Raw genomic sequence first — 25322 nt, forward strand, 5'->3', positions numbered from 1 at the left:
GAGTTTCCGGCCCATGCTGGTGGAGTGAACGCTTGGTTGATCAGCCAGCGCGCCTCATCTCGTAGCTATCCTGCCCGCGACCCTGCGATCCACGCGGGCTCAGCTGGAACTGCTGGAGCAGGGTGCGCAGCTTTTCGCTTTCGCTGGCCAGCGACGATGTCGCCGATGTCGTCTCTTCCACCATCGCAGCATTCTGCTGGGTCGTCTGGTCCATCTGGTTGACCGCCGTGTTGAGTTCGGCCAGACCCGTCGCCTGTTCTTGAGCCGACGAGGCAATCGCGCCCATATGCTCGTTCATGACGGTCACATGGCTGCCGATGGTTTTCAACGCATCGCCGGTCTGGCGCACGAGATTGACGCCATTTTCGACTTCCACCGATGATTTGCCGATCAGTTCCTTGATTTCCTTGGCAGCCTTTGCCGACCGCTGAGCCAGTTCCCGCACTTCTTGGGCAACCACGGCAAAGCCTTTGCCGGCCTCACCCGCGCGGGCAGCTTCGACACCGGCGTTCAGCGCCAGAAGATTGGTCTGGAAAGCGATTTCATCGATGACGACGATGATGTTGGAAATCTGGCCTGACGATTGCTCGATGCGGTGCATGGCATCGACCGCCGTCGCGACAACGTCGCCCGATACCTTGGCTGCGCGGTTGGCTTCGCTGGCCGCACCGCGTGCTTCCTGCACACGTTTTGTGGAGTTGGCGACATTGACGGTGATCTGGTCGAGGGCTGCGGCCGTCTCTTCCAAGGTCGCGGCCTGCTGTTCGGTTCGTTTGGACAGATCGACCGATCCTTCAGCGATTTCGCGGGTACCATTGTTCATCGCGTCGATGGAATGAGAGATATCCGACAGGGTTGCGCCCAATTGCTTGAGCGAGCGATTGAAGTCGTGACGGAGCTGTTCAAAGTCTGGCGCAAAGACATCGTTGATCTGGAAGGCGAGATCGCCGGACGCCAGGCGACGCAAACCATCCGCCAGGCCAGATGTCGCAATCCGCAATCTTTCCTCCGCGTCCGCTTCGGCCTTTTGCTGCGTGGCAAGACGCTCGATCTCGGCTTGCTTTCGGTTTGTTTCCGCCTCAGCTTCGAGGCGTTGGTTTTCGATGGCTGCCTGACGGAATATCTCCACGGCTTCGGCCATCGCACCAATCTCGTCTTTTCTGCCGCGTGCAGGAATGGTGATATCCGTATCGCCATCCGACAGGCGCCGCATGACACCCGTCATCCGCCCAAGCGGTCTGGCCAGATGAACATTGCCGAACAGGGCAGCTGCCACACCGATGGCAAGAGCGATGCCGAGCGAGATGTAGTTGAGTGTCGCAGCGGATTCCGCAATCTGCGTGGTGGCATCACCCTCTCCCTGAACATCTGCCTCCATATCCTCGACAGCGGCCTGCAGCTCGACTTTGGCCTCGTCATAGGATGCCAATGCATCACCCACAAAGCTTGCGCGTGCCTCTTCAATTTTACCCGCTGTCAACAAGGCCTTGACGTCGTTCCAGCGTGCCTCGGACAGCTTCCATTTTTCGTCGAAGACAGCGAAATGCTTCTTGTCTGCCTCGTCGATCAGATTTGTCTGATACTCACGGAAACTTGACGCCAGCGACGCGCGCGCTGTCTGCAGCTGCGCTTCGTATTTCGGCCAACTTTCCGGCGAGTCCGTTACGATCGAGCTTTGCGCATTGCGAATATTGCCGACTTCACCATTGATCGTTCCCAACAGGATGAAGGAGGGCACACGATCACCCACAATCGTATCGATCCCGCTTCTGATCTGGGTGAGAGACGAAATTGAGAAACTTCCCTGCACCCCTGCAACGAGCAGCATTACCCCCGAAAGACCAGCAAGAACGACACCTATGGATATTTTCATGACAGTCCCTCAAAGTGAAAAATGCAATCACGTGTCGTGCAGTCTCTATTCCTTCAACACTTCGTAGCGAATAGATCAATAACGCGACGGCATACTCTTGCAGATATATTTCACGGCTAAACGTGATGTATATATTGGACTATCATTGTTGATATTTTGTTAAATTTTACTTGTCTCAATTAGCGCTTATCAATGTCTAAGATCCTGCGACCAAGTCTGCCTCAGTCCACATGTATAGAACAAACAAAAACCCCGCCGATTGCTCAGCGGGGTCATAAGGCTCTGGAGAGTGGCAGCGCTTGCGCGCTTTGCAATCCGGTTAATTCAGGCGCGTCTTGACGTCGCTCACGGCCGTATTGAAAAGCTTTGCCTTTGCAGCTGCCGTGGTCTTTTCGGCAAGGATTTTTTCAGATGCTGCAATGGCAAGATCGACGGCAGCAGAGCGCACCGCTCCGATGGCGTCTGTTTCGGCCTGCTTGATTTTCTGTTCCGCGAGCGCATTGCGACGCGCGACGAATTCTTCCGTCTTCACCTTGGCTTCGGCCGTCATGGCAGCGGCTTCGCGTTCCGCAGCAGCAATGATATTGGCTGCATCGGCTTCCGCTTCCTTACGCTTGCGCTGATATTCAGCCAGAAGGTGCTGGGCTTCTTCACGCAGGCGCTTGGCTTCCGCCAGCTCTTCCTTGATGTTGCCGGCGCGCTCATCGAGCGAGCTTGCCAACATGCCTGGAACCTTGAGATAGGCAATCAGGACGAAGAAGAGGATAAGGCCGACAAGGGCGAAAAATGTTGCATCGAACGCCATTTCAAGCTCCCTTCACGACGGATGCGGCAGCCACTGCAGCCTTAGCATCCGTGTCCTTGACCTTGAGGCCGATCAGCTGATCGACGATCGCGGTCGCGGTTTCCTCGGCAATGGTGCCGACATCGGCAAAGGCCTGCTGCTTGATGCTGTCGATGCGGGCTTCCGCCGCTGTCAGCTTCTGCGCCAAATCAGCTTCGATTGCGGCGCGATCTGCATCTGCCTTGACTTTCGCAGCGTCGCGGGCGGCAGCGGCAATGGAGCCGGCCTTGGCGCGAGCGGCGCTCAATTCTTTTTCATAGGTTTCGATGGCGGCATCTGCCTCGGCCTTCAGCCGGGATGCTTCATCGAGGTCCTGTGCGATACGGCCGTGACGGTCTTCGAGAATGCCGCCAACGCGCGGCACGATGACCTTCTTCATGAGCACGTAGAAAAGGCCGAACGTAATGGCCAGCCAAAGAAGCTGGGATGCGTAAGTGGACTGATCGAACGGCGGAAACACAGGGGACCCGTGACCGGCATCCTGTGCCACTCCGGTTTCCGTATGCGTTGCATCCGGAGCGGTCTGACCGACAGCCGGAGTTCCGGTATTCGTTTCACTTGTCGCCGGTGCTGACTGGGCCAAAGCCTCGGTCACGAACATGCTCACCTCCAGGGGTCGTGCAAATGCGAAGGATCACGGCACGCCTGTGCGAGCCGTGATCCAGACCTGATGCCGATATTAAACAGCGAACAGGAGAAGGAGAGCGACGAGCAGCGAGAAGATGCCCAAAGCTTCCGTAACGGCAAAGCCGAATACCAGACGGCCGAACTGGCTGTCAGCGGCAGACGGGTTGCGCAGTGCGCCCGACAAGAAATCGCCGAAGATACGGCCGAGAGCGAGGGACGTGCCAGCCATGCCGAGGCATGCGAGACCTGCGCCGATGTACTTTGCTGCTTCCGCTTCCATGTTAAGCTCCTTAGAATGGGTTGTTGCGGCTATTTTTGACACCCGGTTTCCGGGGCCAGCGACTTTACTTCTCAGTGACCGCCATGCACGGCGTCGTTCAGGTACATGCAAGTCAGTACCGCGAAGACGTATGCCTGCAGGAAGGCGACGAGAAATTCCAGACCGGTCATTGCGACCGTCATGATGAGGGGCAGGATTGCGCCACCAATACCAAGTGCGCCAAGCGCACCCATGGAAGCGACGAAGCCCGAAAAGACCTTCAGCGTGATGTGACCGGCCAGCATGTTCGCAAAAAGACGAACGGAAAGGCTGATCGGACGCGACAGGAAGGAGATGATTTCAATGGACGACACCAGCGGCAGAAGAACCGCAGGCACGCCGGCTGGCGCAAAAATGCCCAGGAATTTCAGACCGTGCTTGTAAAAACCGTAAACGACGACCGTTCCGATGACGAGGCACGACAGTGCAAAGGTGACGATGATCTGGCTGGTGACGGTGAAGAAATACGGGAACATGCCCAAAAGGTTTGCCGTCAGCACGAACATGAACAGCGAAAACACGAACGGGAAGAACACCATGCCCTTCTTGCCCGCGCCTTCGCGCAGCATGGAGGCGATGAATTCGTAGGACATTTCAGCAACGGACTGCATGCGGGTCGGGATGAGACCGCGGTTCGACGTTGCAAAATAAAGAAAACCGGATGCGGCAGCGACAGTGGCAACCATGAACAGAGACGCGTTGGTGAACGAAAAATCCACGCCACCGATCTCAATCGGGATGATCGGCTGTACAATGAACTGATGCGTCGGATCGTTTGCCACCGGCTGCCCTCTTTACCTGTTGCCGCGCGTGACGCGCACTTAACTGTCTATGGAAAGGAGCGATCAGTCGCCCTGCTCTCCACCCTTGTCTTTCCCCAGTCCGCCTTCGAGAAGCGGTGGCTTGGCCACCACTCCGGCGGAACGCAGAACGTTCAACACGCCTGCACAGAACCCGAGAAGAAGAAGAACGATCATCCCCCACGGCGACGTGCCAGCAAAATGGTCCAGAAGATAACCCAGCATCGCGCCGACGATGACGGCGGCAATGAACTCGGAGGAAAGCTTGATCGCCATTGCGAAACCCTTGCGGGTCTCAGCTGCGTTCTGTTCCGTCCGCGCCTCCGCGTCGTCCTCCGCCCTCACCTTTGCCAACTCGTTGGCAAGACGTTTGCGGCGCTCTTCCAGACTATCGTTACGGTTGCCGGTCATTATCAAATCCCACCCTTTGTCTCCACACTGGCATTGCCAGAACTCTTTGGAGTTGTAAACGGCAGGGCTTTGAGCCTGTTCCAGCCCGCTCTGAAGTCGCGCGCAACATAGTTTTAGGGACTTCTCTAGTCAAGGCACTGACAGCGCTTCACGGAATACAAATTTATCCATCAAAAACAATGGCTTGCTTTATATTCTGGAATTTGCGGCCTCAATGGCGTCCGGAATCGGCAATTTTCATGACGTTATCCCGGTAAAAAGCCAGTTATATCAGCTCCAACCGCCGCCATAGGTACGGTAGAAGACGTGCAGGCCGATTCTGCCGACCTTTTTCATGGATTTGCCCCAGGCCGGGCGCACATAGACGGCATGGTAGTGGGTGGCCGATCCGACTTCCGACAGCCAAATCTTGCCAGCCGAGGTCGCCATGGCCACTTCGCGCGCCATCTTCCAGTGACGTTCGGAGTTGATGCGGTCCTTTATATTGTCGCAGGCAAAGGAAAACTGGCAGCGATTGCGCCAATCCTTGTTCTGATAGACGACGCCGCAGATGGTTTTCGGATAGGAGGGGTTGCGAACCCGGTTGAGAATGACCTGCGCGACGGCTGCCTGACCCTTGACCGATTCGCCGCGTGCTTCGAAATAGATGCCGGATGCGAGGCATTGCTGTTCTGCTGCGGAAAAGACCTCAGCTGGCAACGGCGTTGCCGCCCAGGCGTGGTCGTCCGAGGCGATCTTGGGAATGAAGCGGCCCGCATCGGGCTTTTTCAGGATGGCATCGAAGGGCGATTCCCGGGCGAAGTCTGGCTCGGCTGGGGCATAGGCGGTCGCCAGAACATCGGCGGTGCGGTTGGTGATCAACTCGGCCACCATTGGCGAAACGTTCTTTTCGGCCTTCTTGTCGTCGCGACGGAAATAGAAGGATGCGAGCTCGATATCCTTGCTCTTCTTCCACTTGACGAAGGCCGTGCGGTCCGTGCCTTGCAGGGGCTTGGTGTCCAGCATGCTGGTGCGGTTGAGAACGGAACCTGCAGTGAAGGCTTTCGGCGGCTGCATGATTTCGGAGGAAACGACCCGGCCCTTTTTGCCCGCGCGGTTGACGCGGTCGCTATCGGGCGTGGTTTCCTTACCGTTCTTGCCGGTGACGAAAGCCACCTTGCGACCGTCGGCAGTGATCATCCCGGACCCGCTCAGCACAGGTGCCGCATCCGCGTTGTTGAAGGCGAGCGACGCATTGTGGACAGACCCTGCCGGAGAATTGGTCAAGACCATGCGCCACTGCTCGCTTCCGGCGTCGAGACCGGCCAGCAGCGAGGCGAGATCGGCGCGTGCGGCGAGAGATGGAAAGACCAGCCAGGCGGCAAGGCCGAAGATGACAGGCGATGTCCATTTTTCAAACGAAAAGAAGAACCCGCGACGCGATACATTTTTCGAACGCAAAACCCGCACTCCGGCACACAGACGCAAACAGTTGTTATGACCGGATAATCTCTCATTAACCTTGATGCTTGGTTAACGGCGCTCGCCCCGCAGGCTTCACGTTAACGTGTGACCATGCGAAAGCGCCACCCTTCTGAAGAAGGATGGCGCTGCGCAGAACGGGAAAGGTCTGTGAGATCAGATCACGACGTGTGAGCCGAGTTCCACCACGCGGTTGGCCGGAAGGCGGAAGTAATCGGAAGGGTCTGCCGCCGTTTCAGCAAGACCGATGAACAGGCGGTTCTGCCAACCCGGCATGCCGGACTTCGGATCCGGCACGAGTTTGCGCCGACCCAGATAGAACGATGTCGACATGATATCGAACTTGTAGCCCGTGCGTCTCAGATAGCCCAGGGCCTGCGTGACGTTCTGCGTTTCCATGAAACCGAAATGCAGTTCGACGACGACGAAGCGATCGCTGACCTTGGTGATCGTGTATCGCTTGTCGGGATGAACACGCGGGGTGTCTTCCGTGCGGATGGTCAGGATGACGTTCTTGTCGTGCAGGACGTGGTTGTGCTTCAGATTGTGCAGCAGGGCCGCAGGTGCGGTTTCCGGATCGCCGGTCAGGAAGATGGCCGTGCCGGGAATGCGGACCGGCGCATGCGAGCTTTCCTTTTCGACCGACGCGACGAAGGCCTTCAACGGCACATCCGTGCGACGGGTCTTGGCGAAGAGGATTTTCGAACCGCGCTGCCATGTCGTCATGATGATGGTGAAGGCGATGGCCAAGAGCACCGGCACATAGCCGCCATCATGGATTTTCAGCAGGTTTGCGCCAAGGAAGATGAGTTCCAGCGAGATGAACGGGAAGATCACCAGGGCGGCAACGGTACGGGACCACTTCCAGTGGCTGCGGGCAAACTGGAAGAACAACAGGCTGGTGACGACCATGGCGCCTGTCACCGAGATGCCGTAGGCCGTTGCCAGCGCGTCGGAACTCCTGAAGGTCAGGACCAGTGCAACGACACCCAACAACAAGATTGTATTGACCGACGGAAGATAAATCTGACCGGTGTTGGTTTCCGACGTGAACAGGATTTCCATGCGCGGAAGATAGCCAAGGTTGATGGCCTGACGCACGAGCGAGAACGCGCCGGTGATGACCGCCTGGCTGGCAATGATGGTGGCAGCCGTTGCCAGAATGACGGCAGGCAGCAGCGCCCATTGCGGGAACATCAAGTAAAACGGGTTGGACATGGCGGACTGATCTTTAAGAACCAGTGCGCCCTGACCGAGATAATTGAGCGTCAAAGCCGGGAAAACCAGCACGAACCACGCCCACTGAATGGGTCTGCGCCCGAAATGCCCCAAATCCGCATAGAGCGCTTCCGCCCCGGTGATCGTCAGGAACACGGCACCCAGAACGACGATGCCGTAAAAGCCTTCGGCCAGCAGAAACTCGACAGCATGGTAAGGGTTGAAGGAATAGAGAATGCTGTAATCATCGGAAATATGGATCAGCCCGACGAAGCCCATGACAAGAAACCAGACAGCCGTAATCGGTCCGAAGAACTTGGCAACGAATTCCGTTCCGTGAGACTGGATGGCGAAGAGACCCACCAGAATTCCGACCGAAATGGGAATGATGAAGTCATCCATGCGCGGGGTGACGAGTTTGAGGCCTTCCACCGCCGATAGAACTGATAGTGCCGGCGTGATCATGGCATCGCCGAGAAATAGCGCCGCGCCGATCAAGCCCAGCATGACCAGCACACCGCGTTTGTTACCCGCCTTCTTCATCAAAAGTGCCAGAAGCGACAGCGTGCCGCCTTCGCCATCATTGTCTGCACGCAGCAGAAAACAGATGTATTTGATGGTGACGATAATGGTGAGCGACCAGATCATCAACGAAATGAGGCCGATGACCTCCGCTTCTGTCAGGCCATCATGGGAGATGGGCTTCAGCGCTTCGCGAAAGGCGTAGAGCGGGCTCGTTCCGATATCGCCGTAGACGACGCCGACCGAACCCAACATGGCAGCAAAAAAGCCTTTCCGACTGAGATCGTGCGGTTCGGGCTTTTCGATGCATTCCTTGTCCATGGCATGAGACATTGTGATTCTGACCGGTTAAAGCCAGCCCTTCCAGCGGAAAAAGATGAACGGAATGATGGCCGAGATGAGCATGATGAAGACAGCGAGTGGATATCCGTAGGACCACTGCAACTCCGGCATGACGTTAAAGTTCATTCCGTAAATGGATGCCACGAGCGTCGGGGGCAGAAAAACGACCGACGCGATGGAGAAAATCTTGATGATGGCGTTCTGCTCGACATTGATAATGCCCAGCGACGCATCCAGCAGGAAGGTGAGATTGCCCGAGATGAAAGAGGCATGCTCCGAAAGGGACTTGATATCCCGCCCGATGGAGCGCCCCGTTTCCTTGGCTTCCTTGTCCTGCTGGACATTGGGTGTTGCTTGCAGAAACGACTGAAGACGTGCAATCGAGGCGAGGCTGTCGCGCACCTTCGATATCAGACGGTGATAGGCGGAGATGTCCGCCAGCTTGTCTTCCAGATAGCGCGGCGCCTTGCGTTTGCTGCGCGCCTTGTCGCCGAAAATGCCCGCCGCCACGTCATCGATGCGGACAACGGAATTTTCCAGAATTTCCGCTGTGCGATCGACGATGGTTTCCAGAAGCTTCAACAGCAAGGCGGTGCCACTGCGCATATCATGCGGCACGCGGGTGATCGCGGCGATGAACAGGTTGAAGGATTTGGGTTCCGCGTAACGGATGGTTACGAGCCGTTTTCCCGCCAGAATGAAGGCGACATCGGTCAGCCGGGGATCTTTTGAATCCGCATTCCAGACCAACGAGCCGGTCATGAAGACGTTGCCGTCTTCCATGTAGAGACGGCTGGAGGGCTCGATGTCCTTCAAATCTTCACGCGTGGGAAGCTCGACACCCAGCAGAGTTTCGACCTTGATTTCCTCGTCGCGGCTGGGGTTCACAAGATCGATCCAGACAATATCGTCCGAAATCTGCGTGACCCCATGGTCCGCCGACAGGCTGATTGCCTCGCAATTCGAGCGATAGGCTTTGATCAATCAGTTTCTCCGGTCAGCATACCGACGAGGGTCGATACGCTGCTCTAACACATCATGTGTGGCTTCCGCAAACGTCCGGGATGGACGAGGGATCAAACGGCGCAGGGCTATGCTCTGAATGGCCTCAATAATCAAGGGTTAATTTCCAAGCGCGGCAAGTCCAGTGCCGGGCGGGTTTATGATGTTGGTCTGTTGAGAGATGGGCGGCGTCTGCGATGTCGATGGGAATCCACGAAAAAAAATTTAGCAACTTCAATAGTTTAAACGTACAGATATTAACGGGCAGATGCCAATGGTGGTTAAAATACGGGAAATTCTGCGCTTTCTCTACGCAGGCGCGAAACTGTCAACCGATGCGAAAGACCGAGTGCTATGCGCAGGGTGCATCGATAGAGGCTAGTCGAACACGATCTTCGGTGCTGGTCTCTGACGACCTGCCCCGATTTCCGTCCATACTTTCTGTGCAATATTGCGGTAAATCTGCGCCTGCGGACCATCCGGTTCCGCCACAACGACAGGGGTCCCGGCATCCGACAGTTCCCGGATGGAAATGGTCAGCGGCACCTCGCCTAAGAAGGGAACGCCGATGCGCTCTGCTTCCGCACGCGCGCCACCATGGCCGAAAATATCGTAGCGCGCACCGGTATCGGGGGCGATAAAATAGCTCATGTTTTCGACCACGCCCAGAAGCGGCACCTCGACCTTGCGGAACATGGTGATGCCCTTGCGCGCATCGATCAGCGCCATATCCTGCGGTGTAGAGACAATGACGGCGCCCGCGAGCGGCACCTGCTGGGCAATGGTCAATTGCGCGTCGCCCGTGCCGGGTGGCATATCCAGCACCAGAATATCGAGATCGCCCCAGGCGACTTCCCGCAGCATCTGCATCAGGGCGGATTGCACCATCGGCCCGCGCCAGATCATGGCGGCTTCTTCATCGACCAGAAAACCCATGGACATGACCTTGAGGCCATAATTTTCCATGGGCATGATGACACGACCCTCGCCCTGCTGCGGGCGACCGGAAATCTTCAAAAGGCGCGGTATGGACGGCCCGTAAATATCGGCATCCAGAATGCCGACGCGCAGGCCAAGCGTCTGAAGGCCCAGCGCCAGATTGACGGCGGTGGTGGATTTGCCGACGCCACCCTTGCCCGATGCGACAGCGATGATGGCGCCGATGCCGGGCACGCCGGTCTTGGTGCGCGGCTGCGGTGCTGCCTTCGGCTGAGACCGCGCGACAGGTTGTGGCGGGTTCGCGCCCGGTTTGCGATCCGCCGTCAGCGTGACCATCGCCGCCTTGATGCCGGATACGCCGAGCGCTGCCTTTTCCGCAGCAAGCCGCAGCGGCTCCATCGCATCGGCCTGATCAGCCGGAACCGTGATGGAAAAGTAAGCCTTGGCGTCGGCAATGAAGATTTCCGAGACCATGCCAAGCGCGACGATGCTTTTATCGCCACCGGGATAAGCCACGCTTTCCAGTGCCTGCTCGATCTGCTTCTTGTCGACCTGTGTCATGTCACTATCCATTGTCCCATACGCCGGTCTTCCATAACCAAGCGCACGGGTTTCGCCAACGATAAAGCGCAGGTGCTGCCCAATCGTCAGTTTTCATCGCTGGTGTCGAATTTCTCCGGATCGAAGATGCTGCCATCGAAAAAAGCATCCGGCCCCAAGACGAGGCCCGAACGGGACGCGCCGACATAGACCGGGACCTTCAATGTGCCCTCGATCTTCAGGTTGGCCGAGGGAACCGGCGCAAAGATGGGCCGCATGGCCTTGCGGAAAATATCCGGGCGAAAGGCTTCGCTGGCGGCATCATAGACTTTGGGATCGCTGGCGAATTCCGGCGGGCAATCCTTCCAGCGCAGCATCTGGCTGAAAAACCACAAGGCATGGCTTTGCCAGGGAAAATTGGCAGCCTTGCCGCTGGTGGAAAAGAACCCGCTGCATTCCAGCAGGCGCGTAGGAGAGTGGGGAATATAGCCGGTCAAAGCCGGTAAAATGAACTCGCTGTCGGTATCGAGATATTTCGGATCAGAGAGAATGGTCGCAAGCTCTTCAATATTGGCGGTGCTCGAGCACCACTCCCCGGCACGATAGAGTGCGCGAAGAAGGCCTTCCAGCGTTGCGGGATAGGCATCCGACCAATCCTGCGAAACGGCCAGAACCTTTTCCGGGGCGTTTTGCCAGATATGCGATTTGGTGGTGACGATGCGCGCTGCGCCCTGCAGGACGGCGACGGTGCCATAGGGTTCCCCGACATAAAAGCCATCGATCTCTCCGCTTTCAAGCAGGGATGGCATCGCGGCAGGCGGTGCTTCCAAAAAGGTGATCTTGCAATCGGCAGGCAGGCGCGCGCTTGCCAGCAGATACCGCAATTCGAATGTCGATACGGACAAATGGTGTTCGACCGCCAGAACCAGCCGATCAAGGCCTGCCGACTGGCGAGATGACGCGACGCGGGCCAAAGCACGGGCGACGGTTCCGGGATCGGGTATTTTCATCCCCTCCTGCACCAGCTTGTCATGCAAGCTCTCAGACACGGCAAACGTCGCGCCGCCGGTGGCAAGGACAAACGGTGCGATGAGACCGGCGGGAAGATCAGGCAGACCCAGAGCAGCAGCGACGGGCAATGACGCGGACAGGTGAAGGCCGTGCAGATCGCCTCTTTCCCATTCCACCAGCAAATCGCCGGGACTGTTCATTTTCATCAGGTCGAGGGTGAGGCCGTCATCGGCAGCAAACCCTTTTTCAACAGCGACAACGAGCGTCGCACAATCAATTGTCGGAGAAAACCCAGCCTTGAAGCTCTTCGACGCCGACAAACGAATCTCCTCTGCCGCAAGCGACTTGAGAATTGCTTACGTTGATGAAGATAACAATCGAAAAATGGAAAATAGTTCTACTTTATCAGGCCGACGCGTAATGCTTTGGCCACCGCCTGTGTGCGATTGACAGTATTGAGCTTTTTGGTTGCACGGTTCAGATAATGGTTGACGGTATGCTCCGATAGCGTGAGGATTTCGGCAATCTCCACACTGGTCTTTCCAGCGGCTGTCCAGTTCAGACAGTCGATCTCGCGATCGGTCAACGTATCTGGAATGCGGGCGTCCAGGCTGCGGATATAGGCAAGGCGGCTGAACACATGCGCGGAGATGAATGCGATCTCGGCCGTCTCGCTTGGCGAAAAGCCCGACCTGCTGCCGCTAAAGGAGATGGCGCCGCGCTGGCCCGTGGCATCCTGAACCGGACACCAGATGGAATTGACCATTTGGAAGCGGTCGAAGAGTGCCATGATGCTCTTCATAGACGCTTCGTCCTGGCCGCGCAGAACGAAATCCCTGTTGACCCAGAAGGGAACGCTGGAATGTTTCAGGTTGCGCAGGACATTGCTGCGGGTCAGCATTCCCTCATGATCGTATTGGTGCAGAAGCTCTGCCGGCCAGTTGGTGATGATGGTGTAATGCGACAGTTCCAGCGCAGTGTTGGTGGGAATATTGACGACCATGAAGGCCTTCATCGCGAAGGATTCCGTAACCGTCTTCAAAAAGCGGAAGATATCGAACTGGGTTTTGAGTTCAGCAACGTCCTGCGCGCATTCCGCCCCCAAAGGTGCGGAACTGGAAATATCTGGCTTCGGCATTGAATAGGGTTCTTTACAGTTTCAGCTAAATGAAAGAGATCGAGCACGCGCAAATCCCGGGACCAATAAATATCCACTTATGAATTTTTTGCAAACAAAAGTTGCCATTAATGACGTTCACAATTCATCACTATACAGGCTCCATCCCCTGTCTCCGCTGCGTTTCCGATTTAAATACACGCCGGTGAAAGCCGCACCACTATATCGTTCGAAATATTCTGCGCTGCGTCTCGCACAAGAGAAGACCAACCTTCCAGACACTGACGCGTCAGGCGATAGGCTGGTCCTGTGACCGAAATGGCGGCGTGAAACCTTTGATTGGCAGCATGGATGGGGACCGCGATGCATTGAATGCCGCTTTCATGCTCTTCCAGATCAAAGCCAAAGCCACGATCCCGAATTTCAGCAACCTGCCGTTTCAACTGCATGGCGGTGGTAACGGTATTTTCGGTAAACGGGCGAAAGACGATGGTGCTGACGACCTCATCGAGGTCCGTTTCTGACAAAAGCGAGAGCGCTGCCTTGCCGACACCGGTGCAATAAGCGGGTGAGATGCGGCCGATCTGTGAATGCATGCGCACCGCATGTTTGCCATCGATCTTGTCGAGATAGGTTATCTCGGCACCGCGCAATATGCCGAGGTGCACCGATTCCTGGGTTTTCTCATGCAGGACACGAAGATGGGGTGCGGCGATGGATCGCAGATCGTTGGTGCTCCAAGCCTGCGCGGCGAAGGTCAGGAGACGCACACCGGCGCGGTAGGTCTGGTCCTGGTTTTGCTCCAGCAAGCCTTCTTCCAAAAGATGCACCAATTGGCGGTGAAGCGTGCCACGCGGATGACCGGAGCGTTCGAGAATATCGGTAAAACGAAGCGGCTGTGGCGACATGACGACCAGCTCCAGCAACGATATGGCCTTGCCGAGCGTTCCTGTGGTGCTGTCTTCAGTCTTCTTCACATCATGGGGAGCCATGCTATTCTCCGCGCGCATCTGACACACTTGACTTTGAGACGAGGTCAGAGGCACTATTCCGTTAAATGAAACATAGTTCCAAATAATGGAACTTGCAATGCGCAATGGATGCCATGTCGACAGAGGTCCTGACACAGCTTTCCGAATTTCAGGATCAGGGCGTGCTGATTACCGGCGGCGGCTCCGGTATCGGTGCGTGCCTTGTTGCAGCCTTTGCCGAGCGCGGTGCCAAGGTCGCCTTCATCGATATCGATCAGGCAGCCAGCGAGGCGCTCGTCGAAAGATTGTCGGGCACGGGCCGTCACTCCGTGACCTTCGTCAAAGCCGATCTGCGTGACCAATCGCAATTGGCGAAGGCCGTGGAAACGGCGGTCAATGCGATCGGTGGCATCAAGGTGCTGATCAACAATGCGGCACGGGATGACCGGCACGATATCGACACTGTCACCAGCGAATACTGGGACGCCAACCATGCGGTGAACCTGAAGCCTGTTTTCTTCGTGACGCAGGCGGCACTTCCCTATCTGCGTCAGGCGGACGGTGCGTCGATCATCAACTTCTCGTCCATTTCCTATCTGCTGAACATGGGCGAGTTGCCCGCTTATGCTACGGCCAAGGCCGGGATTGTCGGGCTGACGAAGAGCCTTGCCGGACGATTGGGGCCTGAAAATATCCGCGTCAACGCCATCCTGCCCGGCATGATCGTGACCGAGCGGCAGAGGGAATTGTGGCTGACGGATGCATCGATTTCGCAGACCGTTGCACGACAATGCCTCAAGCGCGTTTTGGTCGCTGAGGATATTGTCGGCCCCTGTCTTTTTCTGGCCTCATCGGCATCTGCTGCCATGACGGCCCAAACCATGATTATCGATGGAGGTCTTTTATAATGGCTGATGCCGCATATGTTGCCGTGGACTGGGGGACGACCAGTTTCCGGCTTTGGCTGATGAGCAAGTCCGGCGATATCATGGGCGAACGGCGCAGCGGCGAAGGCATGACCACCGCCATGCGAACCGGCTTTCCCGATGTTCTGGCCTCGCATCTTTCGGCCCTTTCCGCACCTACTGACCTGCCCGTGGTAATCTGCGGCATGGCGGGTGCGCGTCAGGGCTGGGTCGAGGCGGGCTATGTGGACGTTCCAGCTGATCTAGCAGATGTGCTGAAGGGCGCCGTTCGTGTGCCCGGCGAAGCGGCCGATATCCGCATCCTTCCGGGGCTGGCGCAACGGTTGCAGGACACGCCCGATGTCATGCGTGGTGAAGAAACCCAGCTTCTCGGTGCGCTATCGGCTGATTACAGCACAGGAGAACAGCTCGTCTGCATGCCGGGCACCCATTCCAAATGGGTCAGCGTCAGCAATCTGAAGGTCACGGGCTTTTCCACCTTCATGACCGGCGAACTGTTCGACGTGATCTCGAAACATTCCATCCTGTCGCATGCGGTGGAGAGTGCGGAAGCCTTCACCGGCGACCTTCCCGCCTTCCAGAGTGCCGTTGCCGAAAGCTACAACAACCCGCAAATGGCGACGAACCGGCTGTTTACGGTGCGATCCGGCCAGTTGCTGCACGGCCTTTCCGCGACAGATGCGAAAGCCAAGCTGTCCGGCACCATGATCGGCCTTGAGATCGCAGGCGCGCATTCCAGCGCGCGCAAGGACGCCAAGGTCATCCTCATCGCATCCGGTGCGCTGGGCGAACTCTACAAGGCAGCTTTTGCCGCCCTATCTATCGACTACGTAATTATAGACGCCGATGACGCCGTTCGCCGCGGGCTTGTGGCAGCCGCCAACGCCATTTGGCCATGAGGAGAATACCAGACATGCGCATTCCATTCCCCGACATGAAATACCCACTCGTCGCGATCCTTCGCGGCATCCGCCCGGAGGAGACCGAAGCCGTCGTGACCGGCCTGCTGGAAAGCGGCCTGCGGGCCATCGAAATACCGCTCAATTCGCCGGATGCCTTCCGCTCGATCGAGATCGCCGCCAAGCTTGCACCAGCGGATGCGCTGATCGGCGCTGGCACGGTGTTGACCGTCGAGGATGTCGCCAATCTCGATGCTGCCGGTGGCAAGCTGATGGTGAGCCCGAACGTCGATGTCGAGGTCATTACCGCCGCGCGGGAAAAAGGCATGGTGACCATGCCCGGCGTTTTGACGCCGACAGAAGCACTTCTGGCCCTGAAAGCAGGCGCAACGGGCCTGAAATTCTTCCCCGCCAGCGTTCTCGGACCATCCGGCATCAACGCCATCCGCGCCATCCTGCCGAAGGATACGCTGGTTGCAGCGGTGGGCGGTGTGTCCGACAAGAATTTCAGCGATTATACCAGCATCGGCGTGACGGCATTTGGCCTTGGCACCAGCCTCTACAAGCCGGGCATGACGACGGCAGAGGTACAGGAACGCGCTGTTTTGACCGTCAAGGCCTATGATATTGCGATAGGAGCGTAAGCATGGCTGACATTCATCCGTTTTCCGGCACCGTGCTGGACCACACCCAGATGCTGCTGGGCGAAGGCCCGAGCTTCGATCCGATCACCAATAAGCTCTGCTGGCTCAACATTCTGGGCAAGGAGTTGCACGAATACGACCCCGCGACCGGCACGAAAACCGTTCACGCCCTACCCTTCATGGCAAGCGTGGTGGCGCGGATCGACGAGAAGCGTCAATTGCTGGCGTCCGAAGAAGGCCTGTTCATTCGCGACCGGGCAACCGGCGACCTGTTTCTGCACGCCGATTTCGAGCCCAGCAAGCCGGGCAACCGCTCCAATGACGGCCGCGTGCACCAGAGCGGTGCGCTGTGGATCGGCACCATGGGCAAGAAGGCCGAGGAGAAGGCCGGAAGCATATATCACGTTGCCAAAGGCGTGGTGACGACGCTGTTTACGGACATCAGCATTTCCAATTCCATCTGCTTTTCACCCGATGGGGCCACGGGATATTACGTGGACACGAAGGTCAACCAGGTGATGTCCGTGCCGCTAGACCCGGCAACGGGGCTTCCGACTGGCACGGCCAAGGTGCTGATCGATCGCGTCGGCCAGAAAGGCGGCAGCGATGGCTCGGTTTGCGATGCGGATGGCAATATCTGGAACGCATGCTGGGGAATGGGTGCGGTGGATTGCTATTCGTCCGATGGCACGCATTTGGCCCGCTATGAAGTGCCTGCGACGCAAAGCACATGCCCCGCCTTTTTCGGCGCATCTGCCAATCGACTGGCTGTGACATCCGCCTGCGAAGGTTTGGATGCAGAAACGGTCAAGGCCAATCCGCTTTACGGCACCACTGTCGATCTGGGGATAGAGGTCAACGGCGTTTTTGACAGCGCTTACAAGGTCTGAATTCAGACCTTACAAGACTACCCGAAGTCGCGGCCCACAGGTGCCAGTTCGCGGTAGTTTTCCTGAAGGTAGCGGTGGGTGGCAGCGGCATCCACCGGGCGGCCATAGAAATAGCCCTGCCCCATGGCGCAACCAAAACCGCGCAGCTTTTCGGCCTCGGTCTTATCCTCGATACCTTCTGCAACAACTTCCAGATCCAGCCCGTCGCACATGGCAACGATCGCCTTGATGATATGCTCCGACGGCCGATCCGTGCTGATGCGGGACACGAAGGCGCGGTCTATCTTGACCTTGTCGAAAGAGAAATCACGCAGTCTTCCGAGACTGGACTGGCCTGTGCCGAAATCGTCGAGCGAAATGCGCACGCCCGACTGCTTCAACTCGCTGATAATGCGCTGGGCGGTCTCGGCCGATGTCATGACCGCAGTTTCGGTGATTTCCAGTTCCAACCGGCGCGGATCGAGACCGACACGCCGCAAAATGGAAAGAATGTTTTCTGCCGTGCCCGGGTCCATCAACTGTGCCGACGACAAATTAAACGACAGGAACAACTCGCGTGGCCACGACAAAGCGGCTTCCGCCGCCTTGCGCAGCAGCGTCTCCGAGAGAGCATCGATAAAGCCGCGCTCTTCGGCCAGAGGGACGAAGGTGGCCGGCGAGACGAAACCGAGATCGGGATCGTTCCAACGGGCCAGAGCCTCGAAACCCACGGCAATGCCATCGCTCAAACGCACGATCGGCTGAAAGTGGACATCGACAGAATCGGCAATGATGGCGTTTCGAAGCGCCTGCTCCAGCTGCGTGGCGCGCTTCATCTCCTGCGCGATCTCGCGTGAATAGACTGTGATCTGGCCGCGCCCGCGACGCTTGGAACGGTAGAGGGCGGTTTCGGCACTTTTCAGCAAATCCTCGAAGTCGTCTCCTGCGAAGGGATAGACGGCAAAGCCGAACGAAGACGACAGTCGCACATTGCGGTCACCGAGATCATAGGGGGCCGACAGCACATCCTTGATCATCTGTCCGACACGCTCGGCACCGACCCGCTCGAACACCAGTGGCAGCACGAAGGCGAACTCATCCCCTTCGTGACGGGTGACGATGGCGCCATCCGGCACGCAGGCCTTCAAGCGATGAGCGACCTGACAGAGGATTTCGTCTCCGGCAGCGACACCGAACAGATCGTTGATGGGCTTGAAGCCGTCGATATTGGCAACGCCAATAGTAAACGGCGCCGGGTCGCTGGACCGTTCAGCCGCGAGCATGCGCACCTTGTCGCGCAGCCGATAGCGATTGCCCAGGCCCGTGAGCGGATCGCTGTAAGCCATGGCCTGCAATTCGTTCTGGCTGACTTGCGGCGCATTGGGGTCAGGCGACTTCATTCGCACATCCTGGACGATGGATTGTTGGGAATTGCGGACTTCAGGAAAACTGATTCTCCAAGGACACTATCGCTGAACTGAGTAAAATAGCCACAGAATTTAGCATTATCTTACTTTCGTGATGCTTATTTACCAAGATCAACCGCGAATACTACCGACTTGCTGCGGAAGATAACGCTTGAACAACACGTCCACCATGTCGGGACTGATGGGTTTCAGCAGCATGTCGTCCATGCCCGCATCAATACAGGCTTGACGGTCACCTTCAAAAGCCAGCGACACGACACCGATGATCGGTATCCGGGTACGGTCATTGGCCGTCATCTTGCGCAATCTGCGAGCTGCTTCAAAACCATCGAAGTCGGGCAAGGTCGTATCCATCAACACGAAGGACGGTTTTTCCTCATCGAAGGCGCGGATGGCGTCTTTGCCTGTTGCTGCAATCTTGTAGGTCAGACCCAGACCTTCGAGGATTTGCGAAAACACGATCTGGTTGATGTTGTTGTCTTCGACCACCAGAACATCAACGCCGGTTCGTTTGACAAGCGCAGGCGTGGCGGGCGGCGATATTTCCCAGTTTCCATCGACAGGGGCTGCATTGGCGACGTGACCGCGGAAACGGAAATGGCGCGTGGTCTGGTTGATGATCGAACTTCCCAGCTGGAAATCATCGATCGTCATCGCATCCACACCATAGGTCTGCGGCAGGTCGAGGCATGCCATATCCAGTTGCACGTCAACGATGACGAGGTCGATGCGGACATGGACCGATGCGGCAAACTCCATGAAGGCTTTCTGCTCGGTCTGGTTCAGTGCGACCGCGCAATCGACGCCGACGGCTTCCATTTTCTTACGGGCAGCTTCGCCAAGCTCGGCATTGGGCGTGACCAGAAGAACGGTGCGACCTTTAAGGATTTGGGATGCCTGATGAAACTCGTCGTCCATGTAGGAAGACGGCGTAAACGTCATATGTTCGAGACCGGGAATGACCTTCGCGCCATCCATTCCGGCGGTGGCAAAGGTCGTCACGTCGTCCATGGTGGTGACAAGGAAATATCGGCCGGGCTTGCCCACCCTTTGCTTGCGGGTGATGACGAGCACCTCCTCGCCGCTGAGGCGCGTGACCCGTTCCGGCAAGATGCCGGGCAAACCCGTTTCAAAGACGTGGCGATCCATCGCATCGATGCGGGACGCCAGCGGATCGGAGTGGATATCAGAGACGGTGCGCCCGAGAATGAGATCCGCCGAGGTTTCCAGCAGCGTGCAGCCAGCCTTGTTCACGGCCACGTAGGTGGTGTTGAAATCCTTGACGAAAATCGACAGCGGCAGCGTATCCAGAATTTCTTCGGTCAGTTGCACCCGTTCGATATCGGAGCGCCACTGATCCTCACGCTTCTTCTGTTCGGAAATGTCCGAGATGACGCAGATACCCATGCCCGAGGGCATGCGTCGTTTCATGAAGCGCAGCCACCTGTCGCCGGCAGCCTGCTCCACGCATTCGGAACGTTCTTTCCAGTGGGATGCCAATCGATCGGCAATCCAGTCTTCCCGCTCGCTACAATGCACTGGCGGGTTGGTTTCGGATAATTTCTGGCAATCGTAGAGCGCTGCCAGAAAATCGCGAAGGCGGGTTCCGACGGCGACCTTTGTTTCGCACAGGGCGAAATAACTAAGAATTCTGCGGCTGGCAAAGACGATATGGTCATCGCGGTCGTAAATGATCAAGGCAGACGAAATCGCGTCGCAAATGGCGTCGAGCATGGCAGTGTGAATATCTGCGCGAACCGACGCCTCCCCACTCATCGTAAAACCTCACACGCACGTCTCACGGCGAATTTCACTTTCAAAAACCGGCCAGGGGCCGCACCGAAATGGCTGAATATATGGGACATGCGGGCCGACGGCTTGAAGCAGATTTCCAGTCTATGCGAACGGGGCCCTGCGTTCCGTCGCATCCCTTTCGAACAGGTCGAAAGGATGTGGTGCTGCACTCATTTCAAGTTGATGAGACACTAAAAGGTTTACCTTAAGACGCGCTTAACGCTGTATGCCGAGAAAGAATAGGTGGGACAACGCGCACATCTGGACAACGCGCACCGATTTTCCTTTCACAAACCCCGCGAATCCCCGAAAATGGCGTCATGTCCATCAAGCAATTGTCCGAAACACTCATCAACCAGATCGCAGCAGGCGAGGTCATCGAGCGCCCGTCCAGCGCGGCGAAGGAACTGATCGAAAACGCCATCGACGCCGGAGCCACGCGCATCGAGATCGCCACGGCGGGTGGCGGCAAAGGGTTGGTACGCATCTCCGACAATGGCTGTGGCATGTCGCCTGCCGATCTGGAACTGGCGATCCGCAGGCATTGCACCTCCAAGATTTCAGCTACACTGGACGATATCCGCACCCTCGGTTTTCGGGGCGAGGCCCTGCCCTCCATCGGCTCGGTCGCCAAATTGACGATTACCAGCCGCCAGCAGGGCGCGGCGGAAGGTGCCATCATTTCCGTTGCCGGTGGCAAACTGTCACCGGTGCGGCCCGCACCGTCCAATACCGGCACGATCGTCGAGGTGCGCGACCTGTTTTTCGCCACACCCGCGCGCCTGAAATTCCTGAAGACCGAGAAGGCCGAGGCCGGGGCGATCACCGAAATCGTCAAGCGCATGGCGATTGCCTTTCCGCATATCCGCTTCGTACTATCCGGCACCGACCGTTCGACGCTGGAATTTCCGGCAACGGGCGACGATCATCTGGCCCGCATGGCGCAAATCCTGGGGGCGGACTTCAAGGACAACGCCATCGAGATCGACGCCGAGCGCGAAGACGTGACGTTGACGGGCTTTGCCGGTTTGCCGACCTTCAACAGGGGCAACTCTGCCCATCAATATATGTTCGTGAACGGGCGCCCCGTACAGGACAAGCTGCTGCTCTCTGCCATTCGCGGTGCCTATGCAGAGACCATACCGCATGGCCGCTATCCGATTGCGGTTTTGTCGCTTCAACTCGACCCGGCGCTTGTCGATGTGAACGTGCATCCGGCCAAATCCGATGTGCGTTTTCGCGATCCCGGCCTTGTTCGCGGGCTGATCGTCGGTGCCGTGCGTCAAGCGCTCACCCGCGAGGGGGACCGTGCTACCACGACAGGTGCGGCGCAGATGATGAATGCGTTTCGCCCCGGCTACAGCCCTTCGACTGTCAGGCCGTTTGCGTCGCAGGCGTGGTCGCCTGCCAACTCGCCGTCACGTCCGCTGTCCGGCGCAAGCGGCATGGCACTGCACGAAACCGACCAATCCCGCTTTGCCGATATCACCATGCCGACGGCGCGGGCCGACCGCTATGATGCGTCCGATACTGCCGCGCAGGTTTCCGAGCCGGCGCGTTATCCGCTGGGAGCGGCACGGGCGCAGGTGCACGCCAACTATATCGTGGCGCAGACAGAAGATGGGCTGGTGATCGTTGACCAGCATGCGGCCCATGAGCGGCTGGTCTTTGAGGAAATCCGCAAAGCCCTGCATTCCAAGCGACCGGCATCGCAGGTCTTGCTCATTCCTGAGATCATCGACTTGCCGGAAGAAGACTGCGACCGGCTGATGGAGCATGCTGCCGATTTCGACAGTATGGGACTGTCCATCGAGCGCTTCGGGCCGGGTGCGGTGGCGGTGCGCGAAACCCCTGCCATGCTGGGCGAGGTGAACGTGCAAGGGTTGGTGCGGCAATTGGCCGACGAGATTGCGGAATGGCACACGGCAGGCAGTCTGGCGAGTAAGCTGGAATATGTCGCAGCGACCATGGCCTGCCATGGCTCGGTGCGCGCAGGCCGTCGCATGCGGCCGGAGGAGATGAACGCCTTGCTGCGGCAGATGGAAAACACGCCGGGTTCAGGCCAGTGCAACCATGGCCGCCCCACCTATATCGAGCTCAAGCTTGCGGATATCGAAAAGCTTTTTGGCAGAAGTTGAGATTATCGACCTTGAGCGGACTGGCATTCTTTCAAAGCCATCGCTAAAAAGGCTGCAATCACGGAGACAGGACAGATGAACAGATTTGAAGGCGGCAGCGCTCGCGAGGCGAAAGTCGAATATCTCGACGGCGATATGCGCATCGTGCAGACCGGCTCTCATGTCGTCTGCGCAATGACCGGCAAATTCATTCCGCTGGACGAACTGCGTTACTGGAGCGTGGCGCGCCAGGAGCCCTATGCCGATGCGGCTGCGTCTCTGGAAGCCGAAAAACGTGCGGGCGCCCTGCCCAACCAACGGCGAAATACCTGATTTCACACACAAAAAATATATTTCTAAAGTATAATTAACATTGCGCACAACCCATCAGGAACTATGGGTGCCCCTCCCTGTTAGAGACCCGTGCACTACCAACCCGCACGTTTTCAATGGGAGCTGACAATGGCCGAGAAGACACTCGACGACCTTTTCTATGACACACTGAAAGACATCTATTATGCCGAGCGGCAGGTTCTCAAAGCGTTGCCGAAAATGGCACGCGCTGCGACAGACCCGAAGCTGAAGGCTGCATTCGAGCAGCACAAGGAAGAAACCCAGGGACAGATCGAACGTCTCCAGGAGGTTTTCGAGCTGATCGGCAAGCGCGCGCAGGGCAAGACCTGTGAAGCGATCCAGGGCATTATTGCCGAAGGCGAAGAAATCATCGAAGATTACAAGGGCACGCAGGCGCTCGACGCTGGCCTGATCTCGTCCGCGCAGGCGGTCGAGCATTACGAAATTACCCGTTACGGCACGTTGAAGGCCTGGGCGCAGAAGCTTGGCTACGACAAAGTCGTTCCACTTCTGGATGCGACATTGCAGGAAGAGTCCAAGACGGACGAAGCACTGACCACACTTGCCAGCAAATCCGTGAACGCAGCAGCCCAAAAGGCTGCGTAAGCCATACACTGATATGAGCCGGGCAACATGCCCGGTTCAGTTCAGCAACACAAAAAAACCGGGCAATGCCCGGTTTTTTCGTTTCCGTCTTATGGTGCAGGCTGTGCCGGTTGCGCAGGCTGGGCTGCCTGGCCAGGATTGGGGTTGCTATCCGTGCCGCCGGTTGCGGGTGCTGCACCCGCTGGTGTGTTGTTATCGAAAGACCGCGTCCCCTGCGCGCCCGGATCGGCAGGCGCATTCGGTGTCGACGGGCCAGGGGCCGGTTGTGTCTCGGTCGTCGCTGGCGCGGTGCTCTCGCCCCACGTTTCTGCGACGATCCAGACCGCACCTGCCAGCAGCAGGCTGATGACCAAGATGATCAGCACCGGGCTTCCCTTCAAACCCTGTCGGCTTTCCTGCGGAGTGAAGACCTTCTTTTCTGGGCTCTGCGGCATAAATTCCTCCTGAAATCGTTGGCGAACACGTCTGATGCTCGTCTTCTAATGAAAGCTCGCCAAACGTCAGATTGTTCCGTGTTGCGCGCGAGATTAAACGATACAGGGTTGTAGGCTAGATTTTCTGGAGCCGTCTGCGGCGGCAATTCTCCATGGCAGCATCGATAATCGCATACGCAGCGTTGGGATCGTCAAAGACCATATCGATTTCGATGACGAGGCTGCGGGCGAGCAATTCGGACGCAGTTCCGTGGTGACCGTTCAGGCGAACCGCATCCTTGGCCGTGGTCACGAGCAGCAGATCGCTCTTGCGCGAGACGTCCACCAGGTCTCGCATTTCCTCGTCACTGAAATGATGATGATCCGGGAAAGCGCTTTTTGCAACGACCTCTGCGCCCAGCGCCTCGACCGTACGGTAGAACTTGTTGGGATCGGCTATGCCGGCATAGGCGAGCACGCGTTTGCCCACGAAATCCGGCTGGGGTCGGGGCCTTATGGAGGAAACGAAAATGGGTTTGCCGGCACGTGCCGCCGTGCGCACGATCGCATCCGCCGCCTGACCATCACCGACTTTCAAAATGGCCGTGAGCTGACGCATCTGCTCGTCCAGCGGTGCGCGCACTGGACCACCCGGAACAAGGTGGCCATTGCCGATGCCGCGCTGGGTATCGATGACGACGAGGGCATAATCCAGCGTCAACCGTGCGCTCTGAAACCCGTCATCCATGATGATGAGATCGACGCCTTCGTCGACCAGACGCTTTGCACCCTCGACGCGTTTTCTGGAAATGACGGTGGTTGCCTCGCGTGCCAGCAGCAAGGGTTCATCACCCACGGCGGCAGAGCGGTGGTGGTGGGCGTCAACCAGTGTGGTCACATCCAGCGTGCCGCCATACCCACGGCTGAGAAAGCCGGGCTTTAGCCCTTTGGCGACGGCTGCTTTAGCAATGGCAATCGCGGTTGGCGTCTTGCCCGCACCGCCGACGGTGAAGTTGCCGATGCAGATGACGGGAACGGGAACAGATGCCCGCTTGGCCTTCTTCATCGTGCGCCCGGCCACCTTGCCATAGACGAACGAAAACGGCGCCAGCGCCCACGCCTGCCAACCGGATTTTTCCCACCAGAATGGCGGTGCTTCCGAAACCATGAGCCTTAAAACTCCCGCGTTCCCTATTTGGTCGCAGCAGCTATCTGCCAGAAAGGTAAGGATTTTGCAAAGGACGCGGTTTCAGGGAAAACGCTTAAACTGTGGCGC

Annotated in this window: 24 protein-coding genes; 7 read left to right on the plus strand and 17 right to left on the minus strand. The window is 57.6% G+C overall.

Translation table 11 applies throughout. The annotated features are described in order from the left end of the window. Window positions 1-40 precede the first annotated feature (40 nt). From RRU01S_RS07665 to RRU01S_RS07725, 13 genes are all read right to left on the minus strand, one after another. A complete protein-coding gene (locus RRU01S_RS07665; RefSeq protein ID WP_045229695.1) occupies window positions 41-1873 on the minus strand; it encodes a HAMP domain-containing methyl-accepting chemotaxis protein in 1833 nt (610 codons plus the stop codon). 319 nt (window positions 1874-2192) lie between these two features. Beyond that, a complete protein-coding gene (locus RRU01S_RS07670; protein ID WP_045229696.1) occupies window positions 2193-2678 on the minus strand; it encodes a F0F1 ATP synthase subunit B in 486 nt (161 codons plus the stop codon). Between the two features lies 1 nt (window position 2679). Next, entirely contained in the window at window positions 2680-3318 is a 639-nt protein-coding gene (locus RRU01S_RS07675) for a F0F1 ATP synthase subunit B (protein WP_045229697.1), read from the minus strand. A 78-nt stretch (window positions 3319-3396) separates the two neighbouring features. After that, on the minus strand, window positions 3397-3624 hold the full coding sequence (locus RRU01S_RS07680; protein ID WP_027673924.1) for a F0F1 ATP synthase subunit C: 228 nt from the start codon (window positions 3622-3624) through the stop codon (window positions 3397-3399). A gap of 71 nt (window positions 3625-3695) precedes the next feature. Beyond that, a complete protein-coding gene (locus tag RRU01S_RS07685) occupies window positions 3696-4445 on the minus strand; it encodes a F0F1 ATP synthase subunit A (protein ID WP_045229698.1) in 750 nt (249 codons plus the stop codon). Window positions 4446-4508: 63 nt separating this feature from the next. Next, entirely contained in the window at window positions 4509-4874 is a 366-nt protein-coding gene (locus tag RRU01S_RS07690) for an AtpZ/AtpI family protein (RefSeq protein WP_045229699.1), read from the minus strand. Window positions 4875-5144: 270 nt separating this feature from the next. Further along, window positions 5145-6314 carry a cell wall hydrolase gene (locus RRU01S_RS07695; RefSeq protein WP_045229700.1) on the minus strand — a complete coding sequence of 390 codons (1170 nt, stop codon included), beginning with the start codon at window positions 6312-6314 and terminating at the stop codon, window positions 5145-5147. A gap of 177 nt (window positions 6315-6491) precedes the next feature. Further along, a complete protein-coding gene (locus RRU01S_RS07700; RefSeq protein WP_045229701.1) occupies window positions 6492-8408 on the minus strand; it encodes a potassium transporter Kup in 1917 nt (638 codons plus the stop codon). Between the two features lie 15 nt (window positions 8409-8423). Next, the gene (locus RRU01S_RS07705) at window positions 8424-9401 is read right to left on the minus strand and encodes a magnesium transporter CorA family protein (RefSeq protein ID WP_045229702.1); all 978 of its coding nucleotides are present in this window, start codon (window positions 9399-9401) and stop codon (window positions 8424-8426) included. Window positions 9402-9797: 396 nt separating this feature from the next. After that, window positions 9798-10919, minus strand: a complete 1122-nt coding sequence (gene apbC, locus RRU01S_RS07710; RefSeq protein ID WP_045229703.1) for an iron-sulfur cluster carrier protein ApbC — start codon at window positions 10917-10919, stop codon at window positions 9798-9800. Between the two features lie 86 nt (window positions 10920-11005). Then, window positions 11006-12229, minus strand: coding sequence for a CmpA/NrtA family ABC transporter substrate-binding protein (locus RRU01S_RS07715; protein WP_045229704.1), 1224 nt, complete (start codon window positions 12227-12229; stop codon window positions 11006-11008). A 77-nt stretch (window positions 12230-12306) separates the two neighbouring features. Then, a complete protein-coding gene (locus RRU01S_RS07720) occupies window positions 12307-13047 on the minus strand; it encodes a helix-turn-helix transcriptional regulator (protein WP_045229705.1) in 741 nt (246 codons plus the stop codon). A 170-nt stretch (window positions 13048-13217) separates the two neighbouring features. Beyond that, complete coding sequence (locus RRU01S_RS07725) at window positions 13218-14018, minus strand: IclR family transcriptional regulator (RefSeq protein ID WP_234936166.1); 801 nt, start codon at window positions 14016-14018, stop codon at window positions 13218-13220. Window positions 14019-14131: 113 nt separating this feature from the next. Between RRU01S_RS07725 and RRU01S_RS07730 the strand changes: the two genes are divergently transcribed. From RRU01S_RS07730 to RRU01S_RS07745, 4 genes are read left to right on the plus strand one after another with little or no spacing between them, the layout of a single operon-like run. Further along, window positions 14132-14905 (plus strand): SDR family NAD(P)-dependent oxidoreductase, encoded by a 774-nt coding sequence (locus RRU01S_RS07730; protein ID WP_412674294.1) that lies wholly within the window; start codon window positions 14132-14134, stop codon window positions 14903-14905. Then, entirely contained in the window at window positions 14905-15822 is a 918-nt protein-coding gene (locus tag RRU01S_RS07735) for a 2-dehydro-3-deoxygalactonokinase (RefSeq protein ID WP_045229708.1), read from the plus strand. Before RRU01S_RS07730 ends, RRU01S_RS07735 begins: the two co-directional genes overlap by 1 nt. A gap of 14 nt (window positions 15823-15836) precedes the next feature. Then, window positions 15837-16466 (plus strand): 2-dehydro-3-deoxy-6-phosphogalactonate aldolase, encoded by a 630-nt coding sequence (locus tag RRU01S_RS07740; RefSeq protein ID WP_045229709.1) that lies wholly within the window; start codon window positions 15837-15839, stop codon window positions 16464-16466. A 2-nt stretch (window positions 16467-16468) separates the two neighbouring features. Next, a complete protein-coding gene (locus tag RRU01S_RS07745) occupies window positions 16469-17356 on the plus strand; it encodes an SMP-30/gluconolactonase/LRE family protein (protein ID WP_045229710.1) in 888 nt (295 codons plus the stop codon). A 17-nt stretch (window positions 17357-17373) separates the two neighbouring features. On the opposite strand, the gene RRU01S_RS07750 is transcribed toward RRU01S_RS07745, so the two are convergent. Both RRU01S_RS07750 and RRU01S_RS07755 read right to left on the minus strand, forming a co-directional pair. Then, the gene (locus RRU01S_RS07750; protein ID WP_045229711.1) at window positions 17374-18735 is read right to left on the minus strand and encodes a putative bifunctional diguanylate cyclase/phosphodiesterase; all 1362 of its coding nucleotides are present in this window, start codon (window positions 18733-18735) and stop codon (window positions 17374-17376) included. 138 nt (window positions 18736-18873) lie between these two features. Next, the gene (locus tag RRU01S_RS07755) at window positions 18874-20538 is read right to left on the minus strand and encodes a response regulator (RefSeq protein ID WP_045229712.1); all 1665 of its coding nucleotides are present in this window, start codon (window positions 20536-20538) and stop codon (window positions 18874-18876) included. Window positions 20539-20876: 338 nt separating this feature from the next. Here RRU01S_RS07755 and mutL point away from each other — a divergent pair, with 338 nt between their 5' ends. From mutL to RRU01S_RS07770, 3 genes are all read left to right on the plus strand, one after another. Further along, window positions 20877-22694, plus strand: coding sequence for a DNA mismatch repair endonuclease MutL (mutL, locus tag RRU01S_RS07760; RefSeq protein ID WP_045229713.1), 1818 nt, complete (start codon window positions 20877-20879; stop codon window positions 22692-22694). 75 nt (window positions 22695-22769) lie between these two features. Next, a complete protein-coding gene (locus RRU01S_RS07765) occupies window positions 22770-23006 on the plus strand; it encodes a DUF2093 domain-containing protein (RefSeq protein WP_045229714.1) in 237 nt (78 codons plus the stop codon). A gap of 129 nt (window positions 23007-23135) precedes the next feature. Continuing rightward, window positions 23136-23633: a YciE/YciF ferroxidase family protein gene (locus RRU01S_RS07770; RefSeq protein WP_045229715.1), complete on the plus strand. Its 498-nt coding sequence runs from the start codon at window positions 23136-23138 to the stop codon at window positions 23631-23633. A gap of 89 nt (window positions 23634-23722) precedes the next feature. Here the strand turns inward: RRU01S_RS07770 and RRU01S_RS25790 are convergent, their stop codons facing one another. Then, complete coding sequence (locus RRU01S_RS25790; protein ID WP_045229716.1) at window positions 23723-24067, minus strand: hypothetical protein; 345 nt, start codon at window positions 24065-24067, stop codon at window positions 23723-23725. A gap of 115 nt (window positions 24068-24182) precedes the next feature. Next, window positions 24183-25214, minus strand: a complete 1032-nt coding sequence (gene lpxK / locus RRU01S_RS07780) for a tetraacyldisaccharide 4'-kinase (protein ID WP_045229717.1) — start codon at window positions 25212-25214, stop codon at window positions 24183-24185. Window positions 25215-25322 lie beyond the last annotated feature (108 nt).

The sequence above is a fragment of the Agrobacterium rubi TR3 = NBRC 13261 genome (assembly GCF_000739935.1).
Lineage (GTDB): Bacteria > Pseudomonadota > Alphaproteobacteria > Rhizobiales > Rhizobiaceae > Agrobacterium > Agrobacterium rubi.

What these genes read in the sequence shown, in the direction of transcription:
- RRU01S_RS07665 (WP_045229695.1), bottom strand. Translation starts at nt 1,873, where the DNA reads ATGAAAATATCCATAGGTGTCGTTCTTGCTGGTCTTTCGGGGGTAATG.
- RRU01S_RS07670 (WP_045229696.1), bottom strand. Translation starts at nt 2,678, where the DNA reads ATGGCGTTCGATGCAACATTTTTCGCCCTTGTCGGCCTTATCCTCTTC.
- RRU01S_RS07675 (WP_045229697.1), bottom strand. Translation starts at nt 3,318, where the DNA reads ATGTTCGTGACCGAGGCTTTGGCCCAGTCAGCACCGGCGACAAGTGAA.
- RRU01S_RS07680 (WP_027673924.1), bottom strand. Translation starts at nt 3,624, where the DNA reads ATGGAAGCGGAAGCAGCAAAGTACATCGGCGCAGGTCTCGCATGCCTC.
- RRU01S_RS07690 (WP_045229699.1), bottom strand. Translation starts at nt 4,874, where the DNA reads ATGACCGGCAACCGTAACGATAGTCTGGAAGAGCGCCGCAAACGTCTT.
- RRU01S_RS07700 (WP_045229701.1), bottom strand. Translation starts at nt 8,408, where the DNA reads ATGTCTCATGCCATGGACAAGGAATGCATCGAAAAGCCCGAACCGCAC.
- apbC (WP_045229703.1), bottom strand. Translation starts at nt 10,919, where the DNA reads ATGACACAGGTCGACAAGAAGCAGATCGAGCAGGCACTGGAAAGCGTG.
- RRU01S_RS07720 (WP_045229705.1), bottom strand. Translation starts at nt 13,047, where the DNA reads ATGCCGAAGCCAGATATTTCCAGTTCCGCACCTTTGGGGGCGGAATGC.
- RRU01S_RS07725 (WP_234936166.1), bottom strand. Translation starts at nt 14,018, where the DNA reads ATGGCTCCCCATGATGTGAAGAAGACTGAAGACAGCACCACAGGAACG.
- RRU01S_RS07730 (WP_412674294.1), top strand. Translation starts at nt 14,132, where the DNA reads ATGTCGACAGAGGTCCTGACACAGCTTTCCGAATTTCAGGATCAGGGC.
- RRU01S_RS07735 (WP_045229708.1), top strand. Translation starts at nt 14,905, where the DNA reads ATGGCTGATGCCGCATATGTTGCCGTGGACTGGGGGACGACCAGTTTC.
- RRU01S_RS07740 (WP_045229709.1), top strand. Translation starts at nt 15,837, where the DNA reads ATGCGCATTCCATTCCCCGACATGAAATACCCACTCGTCGCGATCCTT.
- RRU01S_RS07745 (WP_045229710.1), top strand. Translation starts at nt 16,469, where the DNA reads ATGGCTGACATTCATCCGTTTTCCGGCACCGTGCTGGACCACACCCAG.
- RRU01S_RS07750 (WP_045229711.1), bottom strand. Translation starts at nt 18,735, where the DNA reads ATGAAGTCGCCTGACCCCAATGCGCCGCAAGTCAGCCAGAACGAATTG.
- RRU01S_RS07755 (WP_045229712.1), bottom strand. Translation starts at nt 20,538, where the DNA reads ATGAGTGGGGAGGCGTCGGTTCGCGCAGATATTCACACTGCCATGCTC.
- mutL (WP_045229713.1), top strand. Translation starts at nt 20,877, where the DNA reads ATGTCCATCAAGCAATTGTCCGAAACACTCATCAACCAGATCGCAGCA.
- RRU01S_RS07765 (WP_045229714.1), top strand. Translation starts at nt 22,770, where the DNA reads ATGAACAGATTTGAAGGCGGCAGCGCTCGCGAGGCGAAAGTCGAATAT.
- RRU01S_RS07770 (WP_045229715.1), top strand. Translation starts at nt 23,136, where the DNA reads ATGGCCGAGAAGACACTCGACGACCTTTTCTATGACACACTGAAAGAC.
- RRU01S_RS25790 (WP_045229716.1), bottom strand. Translation starts at nt 24,067, where the DNA reads ATGCCGCAGAGCCCAGAAAAGAAGGTCTTCACTCCGCAGGAAAGCCGA.
- lpxK (WP_045229717.1), bottom strand. Translation starts at nt 25,214, where the DNA reads ATGGTTTCGGAAGCACCGCCATTCTGGTGGGAAAAATCCGGTTGGCAG.